Source organism: Pseudoflavitalea sp. G-6-1-2 (assembly GCF_012927185.1).
In the GTDB taxonomy this organism is placed as follows: domain Bacteria; phylum Bacteroidota; class Bacteroidia; order Chitinophagales; family Chitinophagaceae; genus Pseudobacter.
Map to the genome: position 1 here is coordinate 580,220 of NZ_JABBGB010000003.1, position 26,418 is coordinate 606,637.

The 26,418-nt window shown below is 46.8% G+C and carries 22 protein-coding genes and 1 tRNA gene; 4 read left to right on the forward strand and 19 right to left on the reverse strand.

Features of this window, described 5'->3' with window-relative positions; all coding sequences use genetic code 11:
• Positions 1-20: 20 nt before the first annotated feature.
• Positions 21-674, reverse strand: a complete 654-nt coding sequence (locus tag HHL16_RS19630) for a response regulator transcription factor (RefSeq protein ID WP_169427045.1) — start codon at positions 672-674, stop codon at positions 21-23.
• A complete protein-coding gene (locus tag HHL16_RS19635; protein ID WP_169427046.1) occupies positions 664-2,610 on the reverse strand; it encodes a histidine kinase in 1,947 nt (648 codons plus the stop codon). Before HHL16_RS19635 ends, HHL16_RS19630 begins: the two co-directional genes overlap by 11 nt.
• 182 nt (positions 2,611-2,792) lie before the next feature.
• Here HHL16_RS19635 and HHL16_RS19640 point away from each other — a divergent pair, with 182 nt between their 5' ends.
• Complete coding sequence (locus HHL16_RS19640; RefSeq protein ID WP_169427047.1) at positions 2,793-4,241, forward strand: tetratricopeptide repeat protein; 1,449 nt, start codon at positions 2,793-2,795, stop codon at positions 4,239-4,241.
• Positions 4,242-4,263: 22 nt separating this feature from the next.
• Positions 4,264-4,338, forward strand: a tRNA-Val gene (locus HHL16_RS19645).
• A 62-nt stretch (positions 4,339-4,400) separates the two neighbouring features.
• On the opposite strand, the gene HHL16_RS19650 is transcribed toward HHL16_RS19645, so the two are convergent.
• The 4 genes from HHL16_RS19650 to HHL16_RS19665 form a co-directional block, all read right to left on the reverse strand.
• Complete coding sequence (locus HHL16_RS19650) at positions 4,401-4,688, reverse strand: hypothetical protein (RefSeq protein ID WP_169427048.1); 288 nt, start codon at positions 4,686-4,688, stop codon at positions 4,401-4,403.
• Between the two features lie 109 nt (positions 4,689-4,797).
• On the reverse strand, positions 4,798-5,259 hold the full coding sequence (locus HHL16_RS19655; RefSeq protein ID WP_169427049.1) for an Hsp20/alpha crystallin family protein: 462 nt from the start codon (positions 5,257-5,259) through the stop codon (positions 4,798-4,800).
• A 30-nt stretch (positions 5,260-5,289) separates the two neighbouring features.
• Positions 5,290-6,918, reverse strand: a complete 1,629-nt coding sequence (groL, locus tag HHL16_RS19660) for a chaperonin GroEL (protein ID WP_169427050.1) — start codon at positions 6,916-6,918, stop codon at positions 5,290-5,292.
• A gap of 38 nt (positions 6,919-6,956) precedes the next feature.
• A complete protein-coding gene (locus HHL16_RS19665) occupies positions 6,957-7,238 on the reverse strand; it encodes a co-chaperone GroES (RefSeq protein WP_169427051.1) in 282 nt (93 codons plus the stop codon).
• A gap of 321 nt (positions 7,239-7,559) precedes the next feature.
• Between HHL16_RS19665 and HHL16_RS19670 the strand changes: the two genes are divergently transcribed.
• The gene (locus tag HHL16_RS19670) at positions 7,560-8,531 is read left to right on the forward strand and encodes an MBL fold metallo-hydrolase (protein ID WP_169427052.1); all 972 of its coding nucleotides are present in this window, start codon (positions 7,560-7,562) and stop codon (positions 8,529-8,531) included.
• A gap of 68 nt (positions 8,532-8,599) precedes the next feature.
• Positions 8,600-9,355 (forward strand): hypothetical protein, encoded by a 756-nt coding sequence (locus tag HHL16_RS19675; protein ID WP_169427053.1) that lies wholly within the window; start codon positions 8,600-8,602, stop codon positions 9,353-9,355.
• Positions 9,356-9,437: 82 nt separating this feature from the next.
• Here HHL16_RS19675 and HHL16_RS19680 read toward each other — a convergent pair whose 3' ends face one another.
• The 13 genes from HHL16_RS19680 to HHL16_RS19740 all read right to left on the reverse strand — a co-directional run bounded on the left by HHL16_RS19680 (position 9,438) and on the right by HHL16_RS19740 (position 26,406).
• On the reverse strand, positions 9,438-9,881 hold the full coding sequence (locus HHL16_RS19680) for a YqgE/AlgH family protein (protein ID WP_169427054.1): 444 nt from the start codon (positions 9,879-9,881) through the stop codon (positions 9,438-9,440).
• Between the two features lie 134 nt (positions 9,882-10,015).
• A complete protein-coding gene (locus HHL16_RS19685) occupies positions 10,016-10,957 on the reverse strand; it encodes an RraA family protein (RefSeq protein WP_206022498.1) in 942 nt (313 codons plus the stop codon).
• A 41-nt stretch (positions 10,958-10,998) separates the two neighbouring features.
• Positions 10,999-12,150: a bile acid:sodium symporter family protein gene (locus HHL16_RS19690; protein WP_169427056.1), complete on the reverse strand. Its 1,152-nt coding sequence runs from the start codon at positions 12,148-12,150 to the stop codon at positions 10,999-11,001.
• Positions 12,151-12,178: 28 nt separating this feature from the next.
• Positions 12,179-13,462, reverse strand: a complete 1,284-nt coding sequence (locus HHL16_RS19695; RefSeq protein ID WP_169427057.1) for an amidohydrolase/deacetylase family metallohydrolase — start codon at positions 13,460-13,462, stop codon at positions 12,179-12,181.
• A 41-nt stretch (positions 13,463-13,503) separates the two neighbouring features.
• Complete coding sequence (locus HHL16_RS19700; RefSeq protein ID WP_169427058.1) at positions 13,504-13,998, reverse strand: RidA family protein; 495 nt, start codon at positions 13,996-13,998, stop codon at positions 13,504-13,506.
• Positions 13,999-14,034: 36 nt separating this feature from the next.
• Positions 14,035-15,258 (reverse strand): aminotransferase class V-fold PLP-dependent enzyme, encoded by a 1,224-nt coding sequence (locus HHL16_RS19705; RefSeq protein ID WP_169427059.1) that lies wholly within the window; start codon positions 15,256-15,258, stop codon positions 14,035-14,037.
• Between the two features lie 29 nt (positions 15,259-15,287).
• On the reverse strand, positions 15,288-16,199 hold the full coding sequence (locus HHL16_RS19710) for an SMP-30/gluconolactonase/LRE family protein (RefSeq protein ID WP_206022500.1): 912 nt from the start codon (positions 16,197-16,199) through the stop codon (positions 15,288-15,290).
• Between the two features lie 11 nt (positions 16,200-16,210).
• On the reverse strand, positions 16,211-18,421 hold the full coding sequence (locus HHL16_RS19715) for a pyrroloquinoline quinone-dependent dehydrogenase (RefSeq protein ID WP_169427060.1): 2,211 nt from the start codon (positions 18,419-18,421) through the stop codon (positions 16,211-16,213).
• 32 nt (positions 18,422-18,453) lie between these two features.
• Complete coding sequence (locus HHL16_RS19720; RefSeq protein ID WP_169427061.1) at positions 18,454-19,374, reverse strand: DUF4380 domain-containing protein; 921 nt, start codon at positions 19,372-19,374, stop codon at positions 18,454-18,456.
• An 18-nt stretch (positions 19,375-19,392) separates the two neighbouring features.
• Complete coding sequence (locus tag HHL16_RS19725) at positions 19,393-20,979, reverse strand: RagB/SusD family nutrient uptake outer membrane protein (RefSeq protein WP_169427062.1); 1,587 nt, start codon at positions 20,977-20,979, stop codon at positions 19,393-19,395.
• 37 nt (positions 20,980-21,016) lie between these two features.
• Positions 21,017-24,391, reverse strand: coding sequence for a TonB-dependent receptor (locus HHL16_RS19730; RefSeq protein ID WP_169427063.1), 3,375 nt, complete (start codon positions 24,389-24,391; stop codon positions 21,017-21,019).
• Positions 24,392-24,621: 230 nt separating this feature from the next.
• Complete coding sequence (locus tag HHL16_RS19735) at positions 24,622-25,797, reverse strand: FecR domain-containing protein (protein WP_169427064.1); 1,176 nt, start codon at positions 25,795-25,797, stop codon at positions 24,622-24,624.
• 42 nt (positions 25,798-25,839) lie between these two features.
• Positions 25,840-26,406: a sigma-70 family RNA polymerase sigma factor gene (locus tag HHL16_RS19740; protein ID WP_169427065.1), complete on the reverse strand. Its 567-nt coding sequence runs from the start codon at positions 26,404-26,406 to the stop codon at positions 25,840-25,842.
• Positions 26,407-26,418 lie beyond the last annotated feature (12 nt).

Below are 26,418 nucleotides of genomic sequence, written 5' to 3' on the forward strand. Positions count from 1 at the left end.
AATTGACGTGCCCGGTAAAATCAAATCCAAGCATTGTTGATAAGGCCCTGTTTTGTTGCCTCGGTGATCATTTCGGCTACATTTCTGGCTTTCAGTTTCTGTAAGAGATTCTTGCGATGATTGTCTACAGTGAACTTGCTGAGGAATAATTGTTTGGCAATCTGCGAAGAGGTAATCCCCGAAGCAATCAGTGTGAGTATTTCTTTTTCCCTTGCCGAAAGGCGAATCACATTCTGGTCATCGGGCAACTGTTTATCAGATTCAACAATTTGTTTTACTTCAGAGCTAAGTGCTGGTTTGCCATCGATCGCGTCGATAATGCATTCGATAATTTCTTCCGGTGGCGTGCTTTTCAGGAGGTAACCATCGGCGCCCTTGCCCAGCATCTGTGTAATGGCGCTACGCTCGCTGTGATTGGTGAAAATAAGTATCTGTGTATCGGGAGATATTTTTCTTATCTGGTGAAACAGCTCCATTCCGTTGAAGTCCGGCAAACCTATATCCAACAAAATCATGTGGGGGTGATTGCCTGATAAGAAATCGAGCAGACTTTTTCCGTTTGTGAAACTCCCGGTTACGACAAACCTGCTTTCGCTGTTCAATAGTTTTACGAGTCCTTCCAACACAATCGGATGATCGTCGATTACTGCTATGGTTGTTTTGTTATGCAACATGCAACTGAATATTTACGGATGTGCCATTGCTACCCTTTATCGGGCTGATATCTATGCTGCCATTGAGATAATGTACCCGACTCCGGATATTCCTGAGGCCGATGCCTGCCTTTTGATTGTTAAGCTGCAGCCCTACGCCATCATCTTCCACAGTTATCAGCAACATATCAGACTGACGTGCACATTGAAAGAATACAGCAGTTGCCTGAGCATGTTTCAGAATGTTGCTGAACAACTCCTGAACAATCCGGTAAATGATCACCTGCTTTTCTACTTCAAAGTTCTGATCGAGATTGATGAACTCATTTTGTACAGATAGGCCTGCAGATTCGAGCAGATGGCAGAGGTCTTTCAAAGCCGCTTCCAGACCAAGTTTGAGTAGCATTTCAGGCATCATATTATGGGCAATGTTCCGCAGCTCCTGAATGGAAGTGCCTAATTGGATGGTTGAATGGGCAATACCATTTCTTACATCGCCCTCTTCCAGATTGTTGGCTATGATGCCGAGATTGATTTTGATACCGGAAAGTGTTCCTACCAGGCCATCGTGGAGGTCGCGTGCTATTCGTTCCCGCTCTGTTTCCTGTGCATGCAGCATTGTTTCGGCGATCTTCAGTTTTTCTTTTTGCGCAGCGGCACGTTTGTTATTCCGGAAGAATAAATATCCCCAGCCAAGTATTATCAGCAAAAGCAGACAGGTTACTCCCAGTAGAATATTGGTGAATCTTTGATTGCTGATCTGCTGGGATGTTCTTCTTTTATCGAGCTCAAGCCTTGCTATCTTCTCTTCTTTTTGCGAAGTGCGCAGTAGTGCTTCGAGCTCGTTTATCTTTTGAGTATTTTCCTGTAACTGCACACTGTCTTTTATTTCGTTGTATTTCTTCATGTACAGAAATGCAGTTCTATAGTCGCTTAACCGGGAGGAATAATCTGCAATATTTGCTGCGGAGACAATGATCCTTTCGGTGTAATTATCTTCAATGGCCATCTGATGTTCTTTGAGTGCAGCATCTCTGGCATTCTTATAGTTTTTCAGGCTGTATTCCGCAGCACAAATGGCCTGCAGGGCCATGTACATATTCGATCTCTCCGGATATTTTTTCAGCAGGTTTATTGTTTTGTTTGCATCAGCTATGGCCCTGGCTGGTTGCCCGATATTGGCGTAGTACGATGCCTGAAATGCATAGTAACGTGGCCATAGCGGAGATTCGCCGATCTGATCGAGCGCATGCCTGGCTTTATCCAGATACAGTTTTTGTTCATCGAACTTTTTGAGGTTGTCACATACAACAGCAGCATTGATAAAGGCGTAAGCCTGATTGCTGGGGCTGGTTCCCGGTTTGTCTGCAAGACCTACATCCTGCAACATATACCGGTAGGCTTTTTCATAGTCGCCCATCATTACAAATCCTGTTGAAATATTACTTAAAGTGGCCTGATACAAATTATCATCACCAATTGATTTTATCAATGGAAGGTTATTGATCAGCACTTCCATGGAGCTTTTCATATTGCCACTCGTAGAGTAGGCGACAGCGATGTTGTTATTAGACATCACTTTTAATCTGATTGCTCTTGCACTCGTCTCATGCTCCAAAAAGGCAAGCGCTTTGTTGGCATAGAATAATATGCTGTCGGTATTAGCTTCCGAAGCATACACATAGGAGCCAAACTGGTATGCTGATCCTTTGTACAGGTTGTTGCCGGTTTTATCAGCAAGTGGAAGCATTGCATGCAAGGTGGCTTTGGCTTTTGCGATTTGTCCGGTTTTGATTTCTTCTCTGATCAGCTTACCTAAGATGGTAACTTTTGCAGTATCGGATTTCTCCTGCCCATAAGCGGCTTTCAGGCTGTCTGCAACGTTTTGCTGCGCAAGAACTGGGCTTGTGCAAAGCATCAGTCCCAGTATCGCTTGTAGTACAGATTTGATTGTCATATAGTGTTCTCTGCTTTTATATGATCCTAATCTTTCCTAAATGTATAAAAACAATAAGAGTAAGAATCAGCATAGCCCTAAAAATGACCATTTATAGCTATTGCCCTGATTGCCTGTTACAGGTAATTTTGAGATCGCAACATTTGATGGCACACAACTATTTCTGATTACAATTTACTGTGATGACAAAATACGTAACCCTCCTGATTCTCTTCAATGCATTCCTTCATGCGAATGCTCAGTCGGGTTCATTGGCAGAAAATGCCTGGAAGAATCTGACGGAAGCCCGCTTCAGTTCTGCAAAAGGTTTGGCAGCAGAGGCAATTGAAAAGGACAATAGCGATGCCCTGGCATATGCCGTTCATGGATATACGCTGATTATAGAAGGAAATAATAGAGATGCTGAAAAGGATCTGGAAAAAGCCGTGGCGCTGAAGCCTGCACAGAGTCCATATCTTGCGCTGCTTGCCTGGTGTTATTTTATGAAGGGGGAAGACAAATCTGAAGTGGATAAAATATGCCGCAAAGCGGAACAATCGGAAAAGCCATTGAAAGATTGTAATCTGGTTGAGTTGTTTGGCAAGCTATTGAGAAGGGCTGTATCCAATCCCAGTTCAGGTGGTGGGGACTATGGTTTGGATGAGGCTACCAACCTGATACAGAAGAGTCCGAAGTTTGTTCATGCCTATGCCATAAGAGCGAATATTTACAAGCTCCGCAAAAAATACGACAAAGCAATTGCGGATTACTCAAAAGCGTTGGAGATCAATGCTGCATTTGCGATTGCCCGTCTAGGGCGCGGAGATGTATATCAGGAGATATCAAAATACGATCTGGCGCTGAAAGACTATCAGAAATTACTGGAAGCTGCTCCGTCAAATGCCATAGTACATAACCGGATAGGGAATGTTCAAATGGATATGTACGAATATGAAAAAGCCATTGAATCTTACTCCAAAGCCATCGGATTGAATGCCAATTATATCAATGCCTACAGAAACAGAGCTATTGCATTCGAATCGGTTGCACAAACAGATTGGGCTGATAAAGATTGGAAGAAATACCAGGCGTTGGGTGGTACAGATATTTCACGCGAAGCTTTTCAGCCGAGGATTTACCCGCAGGGAAAGTTCGATGCCGCGCTGGCAGGTAAGATGCTGAAAAAAGGAACAGCCAGTATTTCGGGCCGTGCCTGCACTTCGAGGGATGGATATCAGTGGAACGCAAATGGAATGTACATTACCCTTTATCCGGCTACACCCTATGTGGAAGAGTGGTTCGAACTGCAAAAGAAAAAGGGCAGGAAAACTGCAGTGTACATGGCAAACGCTGCTTATCAGTATTCCATTACAGTTAATGCCAATCAAAACGGTGAATACAGGTTCGATGAAATCAGTCCGGGAAGATATTTACTGATTGGCGATTTTGCCCTGGAGATCACCAATACAAAAGATGTGTATGACGGTGCTCAGCGGGAAGGGCCAGCAATGGTTCATTACTATCACAAAGAAAAATATGTAAACAACTATAACGACAAACTGTTTCGTTTTGTAGAGGTGAAAGCGAATGGAGAAGCGTTGAAAAAAGTTTCGCTGACCAGAACAGGAAGAGGCGGATGTTATGGGTGGTAAGCCTTATATTGCAGTCTTTCAGGGACTGTTAGCTCAGTTGGTTTAGAGCATCGCCTCGACAAGGCGAGGGTCGACGGTTCGAGCCCGCCACAGTCCACAGATCAATCAAGCCCTGCAAATGCGGGGCTTTTTCATAGCGGTGCTCATTTTTCTCTCGGGTCATATTCCCAAATGACTGTTTCTGAATAACTGTTTTGCAATGGTGCGGCAGTTGGCGGCCAATTGATCCAATGTGCAGGACAATATTCTGATGTTGGCGGGAAGATTGTTTACGGTTTCTGTAAGTTCCATAAATAATACATTGCCGTTGTCTGAGTTGCTGTTCCCTTTCAATTGACTGAATAAATCATAAGCTGCTTCTTTGTTGCTTCCCAGATCAAACTTTCCGAAGCTTTGCAGTTCGCCCTTGATCCTGATATGAATTATGATAAAAAATTGCTGAGCCATATATTCAGGTTTTGTTGCAAAATGGAGCCATTGCGGTTTCTGTTTGAAGCATATTAAAAGAATAAGGGAAGATGCTACTCCTCCCTTATTCAGATTAATGGGAACCGGATTACTGCACAGCAATGGTTCTGCTTACTTTTTTCGCTTTTTCGCTCTTGGGCAAGATCAGATGCAATACTCCATTCTCGTATTTTGCAGAGATATTGCCGGTGTCGATAGAGTCGTTGAGATGGAAGTTCTGGTGGAACGACTGGCGTTTGAATTCACGCCGAACATAGTTCTCTTCTTTTTCTTTTGTTTCTTCAGCATCTTCATACGAAACAGTAAGAGAGTCATTGGTGATCTCCAGATTCAGTTTTTCTTTCTGAATGCCTGGCATTGGCAGTTCCATTTCGAAACTGTTGCCGGTTTCAAGGATGTTCACCGGTATCCTGCCTGTTGAATCGAATCCTTTGAAGCCCCAGAAAGAGTCGTCAAAGAATCGGGATAAATTATTCTGGAAGATCTGATCTACTACACTTCCAAAAGTTGCAGGCGTGTGGCCATTTTCTTTTTTGATGATGTTTGCCATAAATCCTCCTTTTATGAATTGTAAGAAAAATCAATATTCCATTCCGGGCATTGCAGGAGCGGCTGCAGGAGCAGGTTCCGCCTTTGGATTTTCACTGATCACACATTCTGTAGTGAGCAGTAAACCTGCGATGGATGCAGCATTCTCGATGGCAATCCGAGCTACTTTTGCAGGATCGATCACTCCTGCTTCCAGCAATGGTTCATACTGTTCGGTACGTGCATTGAAACCGAAATCATTTTTTCCTTCGCGCACCTTCTGCACTACAATGCTTCCTTCCAATCCACAGTTCTTCACAATCTGACGAAGGGGTTCTTCCACTGCACGCTTAACAATGGCAATACCGGTTTGCTCATCTTCACTGGCTGCATTCACTGCTTCCAGTGAATCGATGGCGCGTATGAACGCCACACCACCTCCAGGCACGATGCCTTCTTCCACTGCTGCTCTTGTAGCATGCAGTGCATCATCTACCCGGTCTTTCTTTTCCTTCATTTCCACTTCTGTTGCTGCGCCTATATACAGTACTGCCACACCGCCGCTGAGTTTGGCAAGCCGTTCCTGCAGTTTTTCTTTATCAAAAGTTGAAGTGGCATTCTCCAATTGAGTCCTGATCTGTTTGATGCGTGCCTGTATCTCTTCTTTGCTGCCCTTTCCACCTACGATGGTTGTATTGTCTTTATCGATAGTTACAGAGTCGGCAGAACCAAGGTAATCAAGGTCTGCGTTTTCGAGTTTATAGCCTTGCTCTTCACTGATCAGACGGGCATTGGTTAATACAGCAATATCCTGCATCATTTCCTTTCTTCTGTCTCCAAAACCAGGCGCTTTCACTGCTGCCACTTTCAGTACGCCGCGAAGCTTATTCACTACCAGGGTGGCCAGTGCTTCGCCTTCAATATCTTCGGCAATGATGAGCAGCGGACGTCCGGATTGCGCAGCTTTTTCCAGCAGCGAAATAAGATCTTTCATTACCGTGATCTTCTTGTCGAAGAGCAGGATATACGGATTATCCAGTACTGCCTGCATCTTGTCTGCATTTGTAACGAAGTAGGGAGAGATATACCCTCTGTCGAATTGCATGCCTTCCACTATGTCTACAGTGGTTTCAGTACCGCGTGCTTCCTCCACTGTTATTACTCCTTCTTTGCCTGCTTTGCCAAAGGCTTTTGCGATGAGTTTGCCGATGGCTTCATCATTGTTCGCAGAGATGGTAGCTACCTGCGTAATTTTTTTATTGTCGTTACCTACTGTCTGCGACTGTTGTCTGATGGATTCTACTATCGCCTGCACGGCTTTATCGATCCCTCTCTTTATCTCCATGGGATTGGCGCCGGCAGCAACATTCTTTAAACCCTCATGGATGATGGATTGCGCCAGCACTGTTGCCGTGGTGGTGCCGTCTCCGGCAATATCAGCTGTTTTGGATGCTACTTCTTTCACCATCTGTGCACCCATGTTTTCAATAGGATCTTCGAGTTCGATTTCCTTTGCTACACTAACCCCGTCCTTGGTGATAGTGGAGGTGCCGAATTTTTTTTCCAGCACTACATTTCTACCCTTCGGACCCAGGGTAACTTTTACTGCATTGGAGAGGATGTCTACACCTCTCTTCATTTTGTTTCTTGCATCTGTATCAAAGAAGATCTTCTTTGCCATAGTTGCAGATTTTTAAATTAAAGGTTTAAGTGAAAAAATTACAGTACTGCGAGAATATCTGATTCGCGCATGATAAGAAGATTGTCGCCATCCAGTTGAATTTCAGTGCCGGCGTATTTTCCATACAATACAGTGTCGCCTGCTTTTACGGAAACGGGCTCATCTTTTTTGCCCGGACCTGCGGCCACAACTGTGCCGCGCTGGGGCTTTTCTTTGGCGGTATCCGGGATGATAATTCCTCCGGCAGTTTTCTCATCGCCCGGAGCGGGCTTTACTACAACCCTGTCGTGAAGTGGAGCGAGCTTTACATTGTTTGCCATAATTCTATGATTTTGAATTGTAAAAACAAATTCATAAAAAATGAAGAACAACCCTTGTGCACAGGATGCAAAAACGGTATTTTCAACTCGCATGCCAGCACATAAAAAACTGACAACTATTACAATGGTCTTGCAAAACTGACACTGGCAAAATCGGAGTGCACAGAAATTTTGACAGCAACTCAACAGAACAATGTCTTTTATTTTTACAGGAGCTGCGTCACCCGTATTGTTTTCCTTATTTTTAACCTTACTCAACTGCTGCTACCTGAACTCTGCCGAAGAGATGCTATGCTTTATTTTTATCTGTAAAACCAGTCTATGCTTGTGAGGCTTCAAATATTTCTGTCAGTTCTTCTTCTGATAACTGTTTGCAGCTGCAAACCTTCAGGCAAGCGTGCAGATGATAAATTGCCGGCCCCGCTTCCGTCTGCATTTTTAGTGGTGCTTGGCATTGCGCAGGATGCGGGGTATCCGCAGATAGGCTGCGAAAAGGATTGCTGCAAATCATACTGGGAAGGCAAAGAAAGCAGGAAATACAGCACCTGCCTGGCATTGGTAGACAAAACCAGTAACCGGTACTGGATCTTTGAAGCCACTCCGGATATCACTCCGCAATTGCATGAAGTACAGAAATATGTGGGAAATGTGGCGAACTATACTCCCAATGGAATCTTTATCACACACGCGCATATCGGACATTACGCCGGATTGATGTTTTTAGGAAGAGAAGCCATGGGCGCAAAGAATATCCCTGTCTATGCCATGCCCCGCTTAGATACTTTCCTGCGAAGCAATGGTCCATGGAGCCAGCTGGTTGCTTTGCAAAATATCGACCTGATAAAAATGACACCAGACAGCAGCATGAAGCTGAGCGACAACATCACTGTTACACCAATCAAAGTGCCTCACAGAGATGAATATTCTGAAACAGCAGGATTCGAAATACAGTCAGGTAAAAAGAAAGTACTCTTCATTCCGGATATAGACAAGTGGAATAAATGGGAGCGTGATATAGCTGAAAAAGTAAGCAGTGTTGACCTTGCATTGCTCGACGGTACATTTTACAAAGATGGAGAAATCAAAGGCCGAAGCATGAGTGAGATACCGCATCCCTTTGTGGAAGAAACCATGCAGCTGTTCTCATCTTCTCCGAATGCTGTAAAACAAAAAATAAAATTCATACATTTTAATCATACCAATCCTTTACTGAAAGCGCAATCGCCGGAAAAGGATAAAGTAAAAGCAAATGGATTTTCCGTTGCATTCCAGGGAGAGATCATTGAGTTGTAAAACCCGTGGAATGGTTAACTGGCATAATTTTTTCTGAACACTCATACACAACACCACAATACACTGTTATGGGAATCTTCAAAAAACTTTTTGGGAAAACATCAGCACCTTCCACACCTCCGCCATCTCCGGTTTCCAGCGTAGAAAAAGACAAAGTGCCCGTTTATCCTATGATCAAAGATGCGGGCTGGCAGGCATTGCAGCATGCAGCGCATCTTCCTTTTGTGAAAATTGGCGATACGCTCAATCTGGCCATCGTATTTCCGCAGGATGCAGGAGACAGATTCGAGTACATCACCAACGCCGATCTGAATAATGAAGCCATCAAAGAGAACCATAAGAAATGGCAGGCGAATATCGATCAGTATCCCTTTGAGCTTGAAATATCCCAACACCTCAACAAAAGGGTAGTGTTTGCATCCGGAAATGATCATTCCTCCGAGAAGATCTTCTCTGCTGAGTTTCTTGCAGCGGCCTGCAAAGCATTGAATACGGATAAACTGATCATATCAGCTCCGCGCAGAAGATGCCTGATGATCACCAGTTATCACGAAGAATTTCAACTGCTGGAAACCTTCTTCCACCTGCATTTCATAGCCTGGCATGAAGACGATTATGGCAATGAACCCATTACCGAAATGGTGTTTGTAGCTGATGCCGGTAAAGTACAATATGCAGTGCCATTAGGTTTCCGAATCAACATGTATGAGAAAGATGGACAAAGGCAACTGGTGTATTCTACAATGGATGATCTGTTCGCAGAAAACGGACAGATTAATTTTCAGAAGATAATAGAGAGAAATAAAGTCCCGGTGTTGTATTGAGTTTGTAAAATAAAAAGGGTACCTCCTCATTGGGAGATACCCTCAACTGTTATTGCTGAAACCGTTTTCAGATTCTGGCGCATCATTCACCAAACAACTGTCCTTCTTTGGAAACCTCCCAGCTGCCTTCCACTATTTCTTCTTCGAGATCCTGATGATCCCAGCCGCAGTAGCCAATCAGCAGCTTGATATCTTTTTCTGAAAGTGTTTTGTTATTGATCAGGCGAACCGCCTCTTCGAAGTCTCCGCCTAAGTAGATATTGCCTGTAACAAGCGTTCCGCCGGTGATCAGATCCGGACGCTGATGTATGAAGAAAAGCGATTCTCTGTCCATGGGTCCACCATCATACATCGGAAATGGAGCACTGTGTTTGAACTCTTCCAGTTCATTGAATTTATAAGGGAACAACTCATTCACTACAAATCCCATCGCTCCGTTTTCATTGTATTCTGTGATGAAAATCTGCGTATTCTCGAAAAACGTGTCCTTCAGCAAATCAGTGCTGTTCAAAAATATTCCTTGCATAGTGAGCAAAATTACTACAGTAAGAGCATACATAAATTTCGTAACTGTGAAAGTTCAATGAAATGTCTGAAATGCAAAAGCGGCTCTCATATGAGATGCCGCTTTGCTATGTAACCCACTGCTTTATCTTACTGTTACCATGTTCTTTGTTTCATGTAGTTGTCCAATTGTTGTCTTGTCATGGGTACTTTGGATGGATTTTCTTTTACCCATTGCAGAAAATCATTTCGAATGGCATCTGTCCAGGATGCATCGATTTGTCCGGGAGTGTACACACCGGCTTTCAGACGCGCGCGACCGAACTCATCTTTCAGCGCAATGAATTCGCAATACACAATTGCAGCTTCTGCCAGATGAGCAGGTATGAAAACAACGCCTTCTTTTTTACCGAGCACCAGATCGCCGGGAAGTACAATGGCTCTTCCGATCCGGATTGGATAGTTGATGCCCGTCATGGTTACATCTTTGAGAAAAGATGGATCGAAATCTCTCACGAAACCCGAAAAACCATCGATGGCCTCCAGTCCCTGCAAATCTCTCACGCCTGCATCAAATACAACGCCAGTCTGTGTTTTGGTGTAAATGGAATTGCCCAGATTATCTCCGATCAATGTACCGTTGATCACTTTGGAGAATCCGTCGGCAACATATACATCACCCCGTTGCAACAGATCTATCGGCCAGGAATTGGTTGCGCCGATGCGGCCTTCCGATTTTCCTTTCGCGCGGATGATGCTGTCTACATCCGGCCGGGATGGCATGAACTGCGCAGTAAGCACACGGCCCGTTAATACTTTTTCGGGATGAATTATTTTCCAGCCTGCTTCAAACTGATTTACGTATCCCTGATTCTGCAAATACTGCCAGCAATCTTCGAGTGAGATATTGGCGAGCCGTTTGATGAGACTATCAGAAACTTTTGGCCTGCCATCGGGAAAACGTTCGCCTGTCCATTTTACAGTCAGCGCCATCAGTTGCTCTTTCGGCATCGATATTTGCTGTGCATGAATGGCTGATGCAAAAAAGCATGCGGCAAACAAGCAAAGGACTTTTATCGGATGAAGCAATTGTTTCATAATTGTAATCATTGTGGGATCTGAGTTATTGTGCAATTCAATTATTTTGTCAGTGCGGCATTCAGGTTTTCGGGCGCACTCTGAGTATCAACAGGAGGTTTCCTGTGCCAGTACGATGCAAGTATCGAACCTGTAACATTCATCAGTGGCCCGAATATCGCAGGAGCCAAACCAACGGTAGCAATCTTGCCCATCGATTTAGCGAGACCTGATGCCAGTCCTCCATTCTGCATGCCCACTTCGATGGCGATGGTTCTGCAATCCCGCTCATTCATTTTGAATAATTTTCCACTCCAGTATCCGAGCGTATATCCGGCAACGTTGTGAATGAGTACCAGCAATACCAATGCGGGGCCGATAGTGAGCAAACTGTTGCGGCCTGCCGCGGTGATGATCACAATGATGAACGCAATGCCCGCCATCGATACCACAGGCATGGCCTTATCTAACCATCCGGCTTTGCCGCTGAAGAATTTGTTGAAAAGCAATCCTGCCAGTATGGGTATGATCACCATCTTGAAAATATCGAACATCATATCCATAATGTTGATCTTGATGAACGCTCCTGCGAGCAGGTTCATCAGCAACGGTGTTACAAACGGAGCAAGCATAGTGGAGATGGCAGTGATAGTCACCGATAATGCGAGATTGGCTTTTGCCAGATAGGAGATCACATTCGATGCCATGCCATTGGGTGAGCAGCCTATGAGAATAATGCCTGCTGCGATCTCAGGATGGAACCCACTTACATTGGCCAGCGTAAAGCCTATCAGCGGCATAATGATGTAATGGCTCAAAACGCCAATCAGTACGCCTTTCGGCATTTTCACCACGCCTACAAAATCTTCAAAGCTCATGGAGGTGCCCATGCCGAACATGATCAATTGTATCAGCGGTGATATCAGTACTGCAAATTTGAATCCGTTGTACTCGATGAAATAATGAGGATAGAACAGCGCGGTGGTCACTGCTGCAAATATGATCACGGTGTAGGAGAATCCTTTCAATGTTTTGTACCCTCTGAATCCTACAGCCAACAGAATAAAGAACAAAATGTACAATGGACCTGCCTGCTGAATCTCTCCGAAAACTGTAATGCCAATAGCTGTCAGCAACAGTACAAACGACAGCCAGAAAGCGATCTTCAAAACAGGTTTGGTTTTGGTAGGTGATGCGGTTTGTTCAGAAGCCATAACTGATTTTTATTGCTGAGCATTTTGTTTAATGGTCGCTGTGATTTTTCCCGGCGTTCCATGGCGCGGGGCGAGGAAGAAATATCGGTGTGGCGATGCCATTGAGGTCGTACACGATCTTTCCTGCACGGATGGTCATGGCACATTCCAGTTTTTGTTTGCCTTCGATTTTGTATCCGGTGTAATCATAAAAACCGAAAGTTCCTTCGCGAAGACTGAACAACGCTACATCTGCAAAACTTTGCGGAGAAAGGTTGCCGATATCTTCCTTCTGAATCACCTGCGACGGAGTGTAAGTACTGGCGCGGATTACAGCCGGAAGGTCCATTCCCATTGCCAGAAAAGTAGACATCACATTCAGCTGATCTTTCATGGCATTGTTCATGCTGCCTGTGTGCAAGTCTGTACTGATGGTGGAAGGATAGAAGCCCTGTTTCAATGCAGGTATCGCCTGAGAGAAACGGAAACTGAGTCCGCCATAACCTACGTCGAATACGATTCCGCGTTTGCGGGCTTCGAACACAAAAGGTTTTACGATGCCCGCTTTTTCATCAACGATGGCTTCGCGCGTAGGGGAGAGGTTACCATAGGCATGCGTGAATACATCACCCGGACGCAGGTGTTTCATAAACAATTCTTCGATGCTCAGCGCCGGCCTGCTTCCTCCGAAATCGATCATTACAGGAAGATGGGCCAGCCGGCCTGCTGCTACTGCACTGTCAACAGGCCTCCAATCCGGCCCCTGATAGTGGGCCACTTTGATGCCTACAATGATGTCGCTGTTCGTTGCGGCTGTCATGGCAATCATCTTGGGATTGAGGTCACCTGCATCCTGTTCGTATACACCGCCGCGCATTCCTTCGCCCATTACATTCAGCATGCTGAGCACACGGGTTTTGGAATGTTCGATGATATTCTTTTTGAAGATGGCGAAGTTCTTCCAGCCTGCTCCGCCTGCATCTACCACAGTAGTTACGCCTACACGGAATGTGAAACCGTCTGGTGGTACGGCTTCCAGCCCATTGCTCAGATAATGATCGGGCTCTGTGCCGAAGAATACATGCGCATGCAGGTCTATCAGTCCAGGTGTAACAATCAGTCCTTTTGCATTCACTACCTGCACTGCTGAGCTGGCATCGATGTTCTTTGCCACTTTTATGATGCGCCCATCATTGATGGCTACATCCAGTACTGCATCGATATTGTTTTTAGGATCTATCACACGTCCATCTTTGATAACGATGGCGTATGTCTGGGCAAGCAGATCGCATGTGCCCAGCAAGGGCATCAATAACAATAATAGAATTTTCATTTTCTATATTTCTCTTAATAATTTTGATGTAGAGGCTCTGCTCAGGAGCCCAAAATCGCAATGCAATCCATCTCTACCAGTGAATCTCCGGGAACGCCTCCTTTGGCTACTGCTACTGTTGTACGCACGGGAGGATTCTTTCCGAATCGGCCTTTGTATACTTCATTCATGCCTTTGTAATCAGCGATATCGTTCAGGTATACATTTACCTTGATCACTTTATCCATGCTGGAACCGGCTTTGATCAGTTCTGCTTCCAGTTCTTTCAATACGATCTCTGTATGCGATTTGATATCGAAAGGTGCTACGTGTGCTCCCTTTCCTGCGATGTACACGAGGCCATTGTGTTTTACGTGGCCGGAGAAAAGCGGCACTTGTTGCTGATCATCTGCATAGGTGATATTGCCTGCAACTTTCTCTGCCGATGCATTCGATGCATCTGTGTTGTCTGCTGCATTCGCTGCAGCGCTGATGCCCACTACTCCTGCTGCTGAGGCCAGTAATCTTTTCAATACGGATCTTCTTTGTTTTTGCATAAAATGTATTTTAGGTATGAATAAACTGTTGATGATTTACATGGCTTTGGTGAGCACTTCTTTGATCCTTCTGGCTACGATCTCCACCTGATCGGGTCTCAGCAAAACCACGCCGATACTCAGTTTGTCTTGTTTCCTTCCTGCGAAGATGCTGGGCCTTCCGTCGAGTAATTGTTTCACTGCTTCTGCTGCACTGATTTTTATTTTGGTTTGATCCCAGCTCAGCAGCATGCCCGGAAATACATTGGCTACTCCTTCGGGGATCACTGTTTCTGCTACAAGTGTTGGAACGGACTTCAGATAATCGCTGATGAATTTAGTGCGGTCCAGCCATTCCTGCCACTCCTTTTTGTGATCTTTTTGGAGATAGACTTTCAATGCGGCATACATGCCGAAAATTTCTTCTTTGTTCACTTTCATCGGACGGCCGATGGGACTCTCATGTGGACTATGATTCAGTTTCGCAGCTTCGATCAGATCTTTTCTTCCGAAAAGAAGGCCAGCGCTTTGCGGGCCGCGGATCATTTTGCCTCCGGAGAAAGTCACCAGATCGAAACCGATCTGCTGGTATTTGAAAAGATTTTCTACGGGTGGCACATCAGCAGCGGCATCGATGAATGTAGGAACCTTACGACGTTTGGCTACTGCCACAAATTCTTCGTGTGTGATGCTGCTTTCATCGGCAGCATTGAAGAACAAAGCCATCACGGTATTTTCATTGATGGCCTTTTCCATTTCTGCGGCTCCGGTTACTTCAACAATCTTCACTCCGGTTGTTCTCACTGCCTGATCGAACAAATACCGATGTGTTTTTTGCATGATCACTTCTTTCTGTGGTCCGGGAAGATTCGGCAGCGCTTTGATCTTCTGCTGATCGTTGCCTGTGATGCAGGCCGCGGTTCCGAGCGTGAGCGCGCAGGCTGCGCCTGATGTGACCATCGCGGCTTCCACTTTCAGCATGGCTGCAATTTTTGCGCCTGCCTTATCCTGCAAATCGTACATATTGGCGAAGTCGTGCGATGTGGAGTTGATGGCTTCCAGCACTTCGGGCAGCATCAGCGATCCGGAGAGAAAGGTCATGGTCACCAATGCATTGATGATGGGTGTTACGCCCAGTTCTGCGAAGAGATCCGTTTTCGGATCGAAGTAGGGTGAAGTAGTGGCTGCTGTTTTGGGTGGCGCTGCATGCAACGACTCCACAGGAATTACTCCTGCCAGTGGCAGCAGGCTAAGGTTTCTGAGTACATCTCTTCTTTTCATACAGAAAAAATTGAGAGGTGGTTGAATGATTATTTTTTGCGAAGCATCTCATATTCACGGCCCGGATCATCTGCGAGAAAGCTTTCGATATTGCCTTTGTCCATCAGCGTTACGTATACTGTACGGCCGTCTTTCCCTCCGAAAGCCACGTTGGTGGTCTGTTTTCCGCCAACAGGGATTTCTTTCAGTATCTCACCTTTCGGAGAGATCTTGGCCACTACACCCTTGCCGAATCTTGCGAGGTAGATATTGCCTTTGATATCGCAACGCATGCCATCTACGGTATGATCCGGAAATTCTATCAGCACTTTTCTATTGCTGATATTTCCGTTGGAGAGATCGTAAACCCAGATGAATTTTCCTCCGTTCACGTACAGTGTTTTTTCATCCGGACTCACTTCGATGCCATTGGCAGCGCCATTGGTAACGCTATCGAGAAGGGATACTTTTCCATCTGGATCGATCCTCCAGATGCGTCCGCTGTTTTCTTTCCAGTTGGGATCGCTGGCATAGATCCTGTCTTTGCTGTCGATGGCAATATCATTCGGCTGATACATGGTTGGTTCATGTGCGAGTACAGTGATGGCCTGTGTTGTTGCATCCACCTTCAGAATATTGTGACCGGTGTAATCGGCAACAAGCATATTGCCATGACTGTCGAAACGGATGCCATTGCCTGTACTGCCCTGTGGAAGCGTAACGTAGACGGATGCAGTGCCGTCTTCCAGCACTTTTCCGATGGTGGATTGCTTCTGAAAATTCACGGCGTAGAGCACGCCGTTCTTATCTACAGCCGGGCCTTCCACATCGCTGGTGAAACTGTTCACCGGTGTAAGAACTGTGGCTTTGAATAACTCTTTGGCGGGTTGCTGCGCGCAGGCATTCAGGCCCAGCAACAGTACCATTGCTGTAAGTGAAAAAATAAATTGGGATGTTCTCATGTATAAGATTGTTAGTTGGGTAATGCAAATGCCATAACCATTCCGGCGGGATGTTCTTTGTTGCCGCCTATCGATACTGCGATATATTGTTTGCCATCTACTGAATAGGTAGAAGGAGTTGCAGACAGATATGAAGGGAGTTCGTACTCCCATACCAGCTTCCCTGTTTTCTGTTCGTATGCCATCAGTTTTTTGCTTCGGCCACCTCCGAGAAAGATCAGTCCTCCGCGCGTAACGATGGGGCCGGGTGATCCCGAAACACCTGTTGCCGGTTCTCCTTTTTTCTGGAGTTCGGGCATATTGCCTGCAGGAACCGTCCACAAATATTCTCCTGTGTTCAGATCGATGGCATTGAGTGTAGCGAATGGAGGTTTGATCGACGAACGTCCTTCAATATCGCGCCAGGGCATGTAGGCGAGGGTATTGAGATAAATAGTGCTGGTGTCTTTGCGTGTTGAATCAATTTTGCCGATCTTATTTGAATTCCGGTTGGCATGTATTTCGTTGAGATCCTCGCTGCTGGCCACGTTGGGGTCTTTCCATTTGTCGTAGAGATAGTTGATCACGGCGCGTTCTCTTCCGTTGAGAATCTTCGCAAATGGCGGCATTTTCCCTGCGCCTTCGCGCACGCGTTGCAATGCCTGCTCTTCCGACATTCTTTTTCTGAGATCGATGAGAGATGGAAACTGCGGCTCGATTCCGCTTCTGTCTTCTTTGTGACAACTGGCGCAATAAGTGATGTAGACTTCTCTACCATTCACATCCTCTGCTGCCGGACCAGTAAGTTTTGAATTATCCACTTTTAGCAGCTGACTGATCTCCGGCGATTCATTCGATTTCAGATAGAGCACACCTGATGTTGGGTCGTAAGCTGCACCGCCCCATTCAGATCCTCCAATGGTGCTGGGGAAATTGATGGAACCGCGGACGGAAGGAGGCGTAAATAATCCATCGTATCTGTATCGTCGGAACTGCGCCAGCAGTGAATCATGTGCATCCGGCGAAAAATCAGCCAGATCATTTTCTGTAAGTGTATGCCGCGCGTATGGTTTGGGCCTCGTTGGGAACGGTTGTGTGGGCCATGCCTTTTCGCCGGGCACATCCGATGCAGGAACCGGTTTCTCTTCAATCGGAAATATTGGTTCGCCGGTTTCGCGATTGAATACGTAGAGAAAACCAACCTTCGATGTTTGTGCCACTGCATCGATCTTTTTTCCATCACGCTCTACAGTTACGAGATTGGGAGGGGAGGGAAGATCGTAGTCCCAGAGATCGTGGTGCACCGTTTGAAAATGCCACACGTGCTTCCCTGTTCTGGCATCGAGCGCTACAACACAATTGCCGAATAGGTTTTGTCCTTCGCGGTCTGCTCCGTAAAAATCATAACTGGGTGAGCCGGTGGAAAAGAAAACCATTCCGCGTTTTTCGTCGATGGCCATGCCTGCCCAGCTGTTGGCGCCGCCAGCATATTTCCAGGCATCTTTGGGCCAGGTCTCATAACCGATTTCGCCGGGAAGGGGAATGGTATGGAAGGTCCAGGTGAGTTTGCCGGTGATCACATCGTAGGCGCGAACGTAGCCGGGTTGTGAGCCGTAGAGCTCAGAGACCATGTTGCCGAGAATGATGAGATTGTCGAAGATGATGCCCGGCGATGTTGGTTTTACGGAGATGAGTTTGGGATCGTCTCTGAGACCAACGTTCATGCTCACGCGCCCGTTGTCCCCGAAGCTGCTGATAATTTTTCCGGTTGCTGCTTCCACGGCAAAGAGCTGATCGTCTGCTGTAAAGAGGATGCGTTTATCGTTGCCCGATTTATCTTCCCAATACGTAACGCCTCTGAATGGGCCTCCGCCGGGGCCTCCGTTGAAGGGATCGAACTCCCAGATCTTTTCTCCGGTCTTTGCATCGATGGCATAGATCCTTCTTCGGGCGGAGGCAGTGTACATCACATCATCCACGATAATGGGATTGCACTGGCTGTTGTTGAATCGCGAACCTTCCGCTGCGTCGTTGGGATAGAAGGTCCAGGCAACCTGCAGTTTGTTTACGTTCTCCGGATTTATTTCGGTATGCGGAGAATAGCTGCTGCTGGCCTTATCTGCTTTGTAGGCGCTCCAGCTACGGTCTTTTTTTTGTTTGCAGGATTGAAGCAGCAAAGCTGCGACAAGTAAGCAGGTGCAACCTGCTGTATTGATGCTGAGAAACCGATGTAGGGTTTTCATAAAATAAGCAATCACAATTTTGTTTAATAAAATTATTTGACTGCCTTCCGCACATAGTCGATCAGTTCCGGGTTTCCGGGTTCAGGTTTAATGGAGTGAGGAAGTTTCCTCAACATCCATTGCATGTTCCATACGCACGACTTTCCGGGCGGCAGTTCAGTGAATGCTCCCTGATGTTCTATTTCAACATAACTTTTTTCCTGTCTGTCTTTGTTTGCGTACAATTCTACTTCGCCTTCCTGGGGAGCGAGTTTCTCAAATGGGATATCGGGAAATTTCTTGATGAGAATAAAACCATGGTTCACTTCTGCGAACCAGCCTTCGCTGCCATCTGCATAGAGTTGCATATCGCCTTTGTCGGGAATCTGCTGCTGGTTGTAAGTGAACCAGCAAACACCATCGATGATTTTTGTCTGTGGGATCAATCCTCCGCGGAGTGCGCCTTTTCCCATGGGAAAGAAGGAGAAACCGTTGGTGTGCACCCTGGTTACTTCCCAGGGTGCAACGTGTTTCACAACGGCGGAATGATTAGCGATGATGTATGTTAGATTATACCATCCATGCTGTACATCGGCAGAGAAGATCTTGGTAACGGAAAGCCCTGTATTGCGATCAGGTGTGCTTTCCATGATGATCTTGTGCTCTTCGGTCTTCACTGCATAAGGTTGATTGTCCCATGCAGCAGGTGGTGGCCAGTTCCAGTCGCTTTGCGGACTGGGCCAGAAGGTAGATCCCCAGTTGTCGCTGTTGACTGTACTGTCCGTCAAAAAATTACTGCCATCGATAGTGAGATGCGTAATGCGCCCTCCTTTGTCGGGAGCAATGCCCATCGACTGGCCTTGCATGCAGCTTAGCTCATACCGGTTTCCTTTTTTAACAGGCAAAGCTGTTTGTGAGAAGCAGGCCGACGAAATGCAGATACTGCAGGCGGTCAGCCACCGATTGAATTTCATACGGCATTTTTTTAGGATCTAGTTCCAGTCGTTGGCAACATCACTTGCCAGCGCCTGATTGGTTTGCCGCTCTCCCAATGGAATTGGAAGCAGCAGGTGCTTGTCTTCAAAGGGATGTTTTCCCGGGCGTGGCGGATTCTCCGTATTCATGGTCTCTTTGGCAATGCCCCATCTTCTGAGATCGAACCAGCGCGATTGCTCGCCTGCAAATTCGATCTGACGTTCACGCCTGAGCGCAGTTCTTGCATTTGTCTGATTGAGCGCCGGATAATTCACAGCCATTACAGACGGACGGTTCCGTACATCATTGATCAATCCAACGGCTTCGGTGAGTTTTAGCCCCTGTTCGATGTAACACTCTGCCAGCATCAGTTTCACGTCAGCGAAACGTACCACATGCGTGTTGATCTCACTCATGGGCGCTTCTGTTTTTTCCTGAAACTCATAAGGCTCATATTTCCGCCAGGTGGTTGGCAATGGATGCGGAACATCTTCCCATATTTCGAGGTCTTCGTACAACTGAGGGCCGGAAGAACAATGATCGCATACATCGATATCGCCACCGGAGCCAGCCGGACCGTAATATGTATAGGCTGCACGTGGGTCGATGTACGGCGTTCCATTCACAGGGTTGGCATATTTGAATGCAGCTACCTGCGTGCTGGAAACGCTCACGTTGTACCAGTCGTTGAATCCGTATTCCTGTGCTCTTCCTGTATGGGCTGTTTTTCCATCATCACCTTCCCATCCCTGAAACATATAGTATTGGGTATTGGGCGAAGTGTATTTGTGATTCACTGCAAAAACAATCTCAGGAGAATTGTGATTGTCGTCCGAGAAAAGATGATCGAAGCTGGGATCGAGCTGGTACGTGAAAGGCGCTTTGGTGAGCTTTTCGAACTGTACAGCTGCCGGGCCGTATTTTTTCTGTGTGAGCAGGGCTTTGCCGAGAAATGCGATGGCAGCGCCTTTTGTTGCACGGCCGGTATTTGCATCATCGTATTCTACAGGAAGTCCGTCGATGGCAGCAGTGAATTCGTCTTCCACAATTTTCCATACATCAGCTGCATTGGCGCGTGGCTCTGCATTGCGAAGCGATGCGTCGAAATCCATTTTCAGCGGAACACGTCCCCAGCAGTTAACGAGGTAGTAGTAACCGAATCCGCGGAACCAGTGTGCTTCTGCCACGTATTGTTTTTTTAAAGCTTCTTCTTCTGCTCCTTTGGGTACCCATTTCTCCATCACTTTCAGTGCGAGGTTTGCTCTGAAGATCATTCGATACAGCGATGCCCACATGAACACCAGATCTTCGTTAGAGTTGGAATAGCTGTAATCCCACAATGCCAGTTCTACGCCTACCAGGGCAGCTACAGGAGAGGCGTCGTTCGACATCAGATCGAAATTGAAATACCATTCGCGGCTCATCATGCCACCATGGTTGAACACAGCGTAGCAGGCAATGATGGCTTCATTGAATTCTTTCTGTGTTTTGAAGTATGTGCTTGCGTTATACGTGTTTTCATTTTTCGTATCCAGCAGGCTTTTGCTGCAACCTGATGACAGTATCAGCGCTGTGCAAAGGATCGAAAATATTTTTGTTTTCATCTTGAATATTTTATTGTTGAACACCTGTTGGAATCGGTTAGAAAGCTAAGCGCAGACCCAGCTGAAAGCTGCGGGAATGCGGATATCCGGCTCTGTCAACTCCACGGTCGAGAATTCCTCCGCCTACCTCCGGATCAAATCCGCTGTAGCCGGTAAATGTGAACAGGTTCTGCGCCGTTACGTATACTCTCAGACTCGACAATGCATTTCTGGTAAGTGTTCTGAGCAGATCCTGTGAAAATGTATAGCCCAGCGTGATGTTGCGCACACGCAGGTATGATCCGTCTTCTACGTACCACGAATGCATGCGGTCGGTATTGTACAATCTGTTCTGCCCGATCTTGGGGATGTCTGTAACATCTCCGGGTTTCTGCCAGCGTTTGAGGATCTCTGTTTTGCCATTGAATGGAAGCGGAAATCCCTGCATGTAGAAATTGAGACCGTTGATGAGATCTACGCCTGCCAGTCCCTGAAGACCGATCATGAGATCGAAATTCTTCCATCCCAGATTGATATTGCCACCGAAGCTCCATTTGGGAATGGGATTGCCGATCACTGTTTTGTCTTTTTCATCCACCACACCATCACCATTAACGTCTTTGAATATGCGATCTCCGGGAAGCAGGCCACTCTGATATACAGCAGCGTTGTCGCCGGTAGTTTTTCTTGCATACTCGTTGTATTTGTCGATGTCTGCCTGATCGATAGCTACGTGATCGTACACATATCCGTAGTAAGATCCGATGGGGTAACCCTGACCGGTGTAGGTAGATGTGGGTACGTCGAAGAACTCACCACGCTGAATAGGAACTGCGCCCTGTGTACCGAGTGTAGTTACTTTGTTTTCGTTGTAAGCCGCATTCAGACTGATATTCCAGTTGAAGTCGCCACGGCGGTCTGCATATCCCACAGTAGCTTCCACACCTTTGTTGTATACCGATGCAGCATTGATCAACTCTTCGGTAGGTGCACCTGAAACGCCTCCGTACCCTCTTGAGTAAGGAATGGGAACACGCACCAGCAGATCGCGGTTGTCTCTGTTGTAGTAGCCAAGGCTGAGAGAAAACTTATTGTCGAAGAAAGTTGCATCGATGCCGATGTCGGTGGAGTAGGTGGTCTCCCATTGCAGATCCGGTGAAGGTGGAATGGCAATGGTGGCTCCGGTGAGCAGATCTTTCGACTTGCCGAATGGATACACAATGCTGTTGCTCGATCCTTTCCACACATTGCTCTGGTACGCAAATCCATCGATTTTGGAGTTGCCGGTTTTACCATAGCTTCCGCGCAATTTCAACTCGGAAATGAAACTCAGGTTACGCATGAATTTTTCGTCGGACAATCTCCATGCTACACCAACTGAAGGGAAATATCCTACGCGATGATCGGGCGCAAAGAGTGAAGTAGCGTCTCTTCTGGTTGTAACCGAAAGAATGTATTTGTCGTTGAAGGTATAATTGAGGCGTCCGAAATAAGAGATAAATCTTTCTGTTGAGTTGGCGCGTGCCAGTTTGATGGCGGCATTGATGGCTCCTCCGATCTGGTGAATATCATCGTTGGGGAAATCGCTTCCGGTGAGCTCCACACTTCTGTAGAGACCATCATCCTTGTAACTCATACCAGCTGTGAGATTGAAGGCATGTTGTCCGAAAGTTTTATCGTAGTTGAAATAGTTCTCGAAAATATAACCAAGGTTGTAGCTGTACGATTCGCTGGTTTGGGTGGCAGTCAATAACTGATTGGCTCTGTAGGTAGGATTGAAATTGTAGTACTGATCGAAGTCGAACGAAACACCAATCTGCGAACGGAATTTCAGTCCGGTGAGCAACTGCACTTCTCCGAACAATTGCAGGTAGCTGTTCATGCCACGATCGCGTACATCGCGGATGCTGGGCCCGATCAGCGGGTTCTGTGCATCGTTTCCGTCTTTCTGACTGGTAGCGATGCCATAGCCATGACTTTCAGGATTGTTTGGATCGTACAAGCCGATGTATGGCGGCATGCGCAGGCCTTCGGAGATATTGGCCGGTGTACCGCGTGTTAAGCGGTATCGCATGCTGAGCTGTTGCCCGAATTTGAAACGCTTTCCCACTTTTTCTTCGAGGTTCACTCTGAGGTTCATCCGTTGAAAATCGGAGCCCACTACCTGTCCGGCCTGTTTGGTGTAACCGGCAGACACAGTGTAGTTCATGGTTTCGGAAGAGCCGCCAACATTCAGGTGATGTTCCTGCAGTTTTCCGGTCCGGAACATGGCATCCTGCCAATCGGTTCTGGTGATCAATGAAGCGGGATCGTTGATATTGGATGGCACCGGAGATTCCGGATTCATCAGATACCATTCTTTTACGATGGATACATATTCCGCAGCATTCATCAACTTGAATTTTTTCCATGGACTTGAAACACCTGCATAGGCATCATAAGAAACCTGCGGACGTTTGTTTCTTGGACGGCGTGTGGTGATGATCACTACGCCATTGGCGCCCTGTGCGCCATAGATGGCAACGGAAGCGGCATCTTTGAGCACAGTGATGTCCTGAATATCGTATGGGCTGATGGAGTTGAAAACAGTTTCGTTGCTCTGGATACCATCGATCACATAGAGTGGTTCGGTGCTGGTGAAAGATCCGGTACCGCGCACCACTATGCTGCTTCCGGCTCCGGGACGTCCTCCGTTATCGAGTACCTGAACGCCGGCCATCTTGCCCTGGATCAGTTGCGATCCGTTGGATGTGGCTACATCGCCGAAGTCTTTGGAAGAGGCTGTGGTAACCGATCCTACGAGATCTTTCTTTCTGCGCGATCCGTAACCAACCACCACAATTTCGTTGAGGTCGTTGGCAGCGATCTGCATGGAGATGTTGATGAGATTGCGGCGGCCGATGCGTTCTTCTTTTGTAGCAAGACCTGTGTAAGTGAATACCAGTACATCATTGGAGCCGGCAGTGATGGCATACGTGCCATCGTCGTTGGAGAGGCTGATGGTGCTCTTGCCTTTCACGGCGATGGTAACGCCGCCAAGCGGTTCGCCATTCTGATTCTGTACGCGGCCTTTAACAACAATGGAATCGGGAACGATGGGTACGGGCTGCAGCATCAGCAGTTCCGTTTTTTCTTTGTCTTTGCGCACCCGTATCAACACCATATTGTCGATGATGGAGTAGGAGAGCGGTTGACTTTTCATGATGGCAGTCAACGCATCCTGCAAAGTGCCGGCCGTTATTCTGATGGTAACGGGCTGGCTCATGCGAATGGTCTTTTCGTCCCACATGAACGATACGCCGGTTTGCTTTCGGAGTTCCTCGAACACTGATGTTAAGGGTGCATTCTTAACATTCAGGTTCACTTTCTGTGAGAAACCCTTTGAGCTGGCCTGCAAGGCAAAGCAGAGCAATAGGATAGCAGTTAGTTTCATTGCCAGTAAGGTTTTCCTGATGGTTGGGTGAGGCGGTTTCCGGTGTACGCCGGAGGCACCACCCCATGTTTGGGCTAACCCCTTCAGGGAAGGGGCGGGTAAAGCCATAAATTGCATAACTTAGCAAAGTTTTGGTTAGGTAATAAATGCAGCTCGTATTTATGAGAATGACCTGAACTTTCCGCCAGAAATGTTGCAACCATTTCTGGCTTTTTTCAGCCCATCCGTGATCACTGAATAATCACTCTTCTGTTTTCGATGCGGCTTTCGATGCCACTTTCCTGAAGGGCTTTCAGCATGGTAGAGAGATTCACATTCCTGCTGATGGTTCCTCCGAATTTTCTGTCGGGTACCGTGGATTCGAACACCACCTGAATGTCGTACCAGCGGGCCATTTGACGGGCCAGCGCATCGAGATCCATTCCTTTCATTACAAAGGTTTCGTTCTTCCAGGCGATCACCGCTTCCGTATCGATATTGTGCAATACCTGCAAGGATGAAGTATTGTTTACACTGGCCTGTTCACCGGGTTTGAGTTGTACTTCTTTTCCATTTTTATAATGTACCTGAACGCTTCCCTGGAGCAGGGTTACTTTCATGGAAGGCTCGTCTGAGTAGGTATTGATGTTGAACGATGTGCCCAGCACTTCGGTGGTAAGTCCATTCGAGGTAACACTGAAGCGACGCTTCGGATCTTTGCTCACTTCGAAATACACTTCGCCTGTGATCTCTACCAGGCGTGCGTTTGCTGCGAATGCTACAGGGTAGCGGATGGAGCTTTCTGCATTGAGCCATACCCGGCTGCCATCGGAAAGAGTTAGGTTCACAACGCGGCTTCCGCGCGGAACTGTAAGCAGATTGTATTGAAGTTCATTGGTTTTTGTTGCGGATTCGTAAACGAGGCCGTCTTCTTTTTTCACCAGTTTTGCATTGCCTTCGTAGGTGATGGCGCCTTCGGAAAGACTATCCAGATAAAGCTGTTCTCCATTGGCCAGTGTGATAACGGCACGCGCTTGCTGCGGTGCATGCACTTCTTTCGCAGCTGCTATTGTTGTTGCAGGAGGTATTTTTTTTGTGGGTGAGGATGAGAAGAAATAGTAGGCGCTGGCTCCGGCTATCACTATCAATATGGCTGCAGCTGCCTGCCACCATTGAGCAGAACGGCGGGGCAGTTTCATGAGGTGGTATCTATCCTGTTCAATCTTTTGCTGCAGGCTGGCGAAGATCTCTTCATTCATTTCCTGGTTGGTAACAGGTTGATCGACCAGTACGGTTTCTGTATTGCCGGGATTGATGGTGTCGTACCAATTGTGCAGGAGGGCGCATTCCTCCGCGGTTGCGGTACCCGCGATGTATTTCTCAGCAAGCCGGCTGATCTGCTTCTTCGTTAGATGTTTACTGCCCATATCTGCATGGAGACATGAGCAATCAATTCACCCGCAGCATTTCTAAAAAAAGTTGGAAAAAATTGTGGCGCCCATTTTCTGGAGACGATGGCGTATGATACTCAATACCTTGCTAACGTATCTTTCAGCAGTTCGGGGCGATACGCTGAGCTGTGCTGCCACCGATTCGAGCGTTTCGTCTTTCAGTTTGTGATGCAGAAATACCAGGCGGTAGTTTTCGGGAAGGTCCTCCGAGAAATGCATCAGCAGATCGAGCAGCTGTTTGTTGTCGATGTCGAGGTAATCGCAATCCTTGTGCTGACGGCGGAATTTGGAGAGCAGTCCTGCCTTTCTTTTTTCGTTGTCGAGATGCCGGTAAACAGCATACCGCGTCATTGCAAAAAGATATACGGGAAGGTTCTGAATCTCAAGCTGGGTGCGCTTTTGCCAGAGTGTGAAGAATACGTTCTGTACTATTTCCTTGGAGTCTTCGGCAGATTGTAAGCGTTTATGAGCAATGAAGTACAGCTTTTCCCAATACAGTTTGTAGATCTGGGTAAAAGCCTGCTCATCGCCTGCCCTGAGTAAGGATAAGAGTGTAGTTTCGGTATCGTTGATGATTGGCGTCAAAAAAGACGTCTT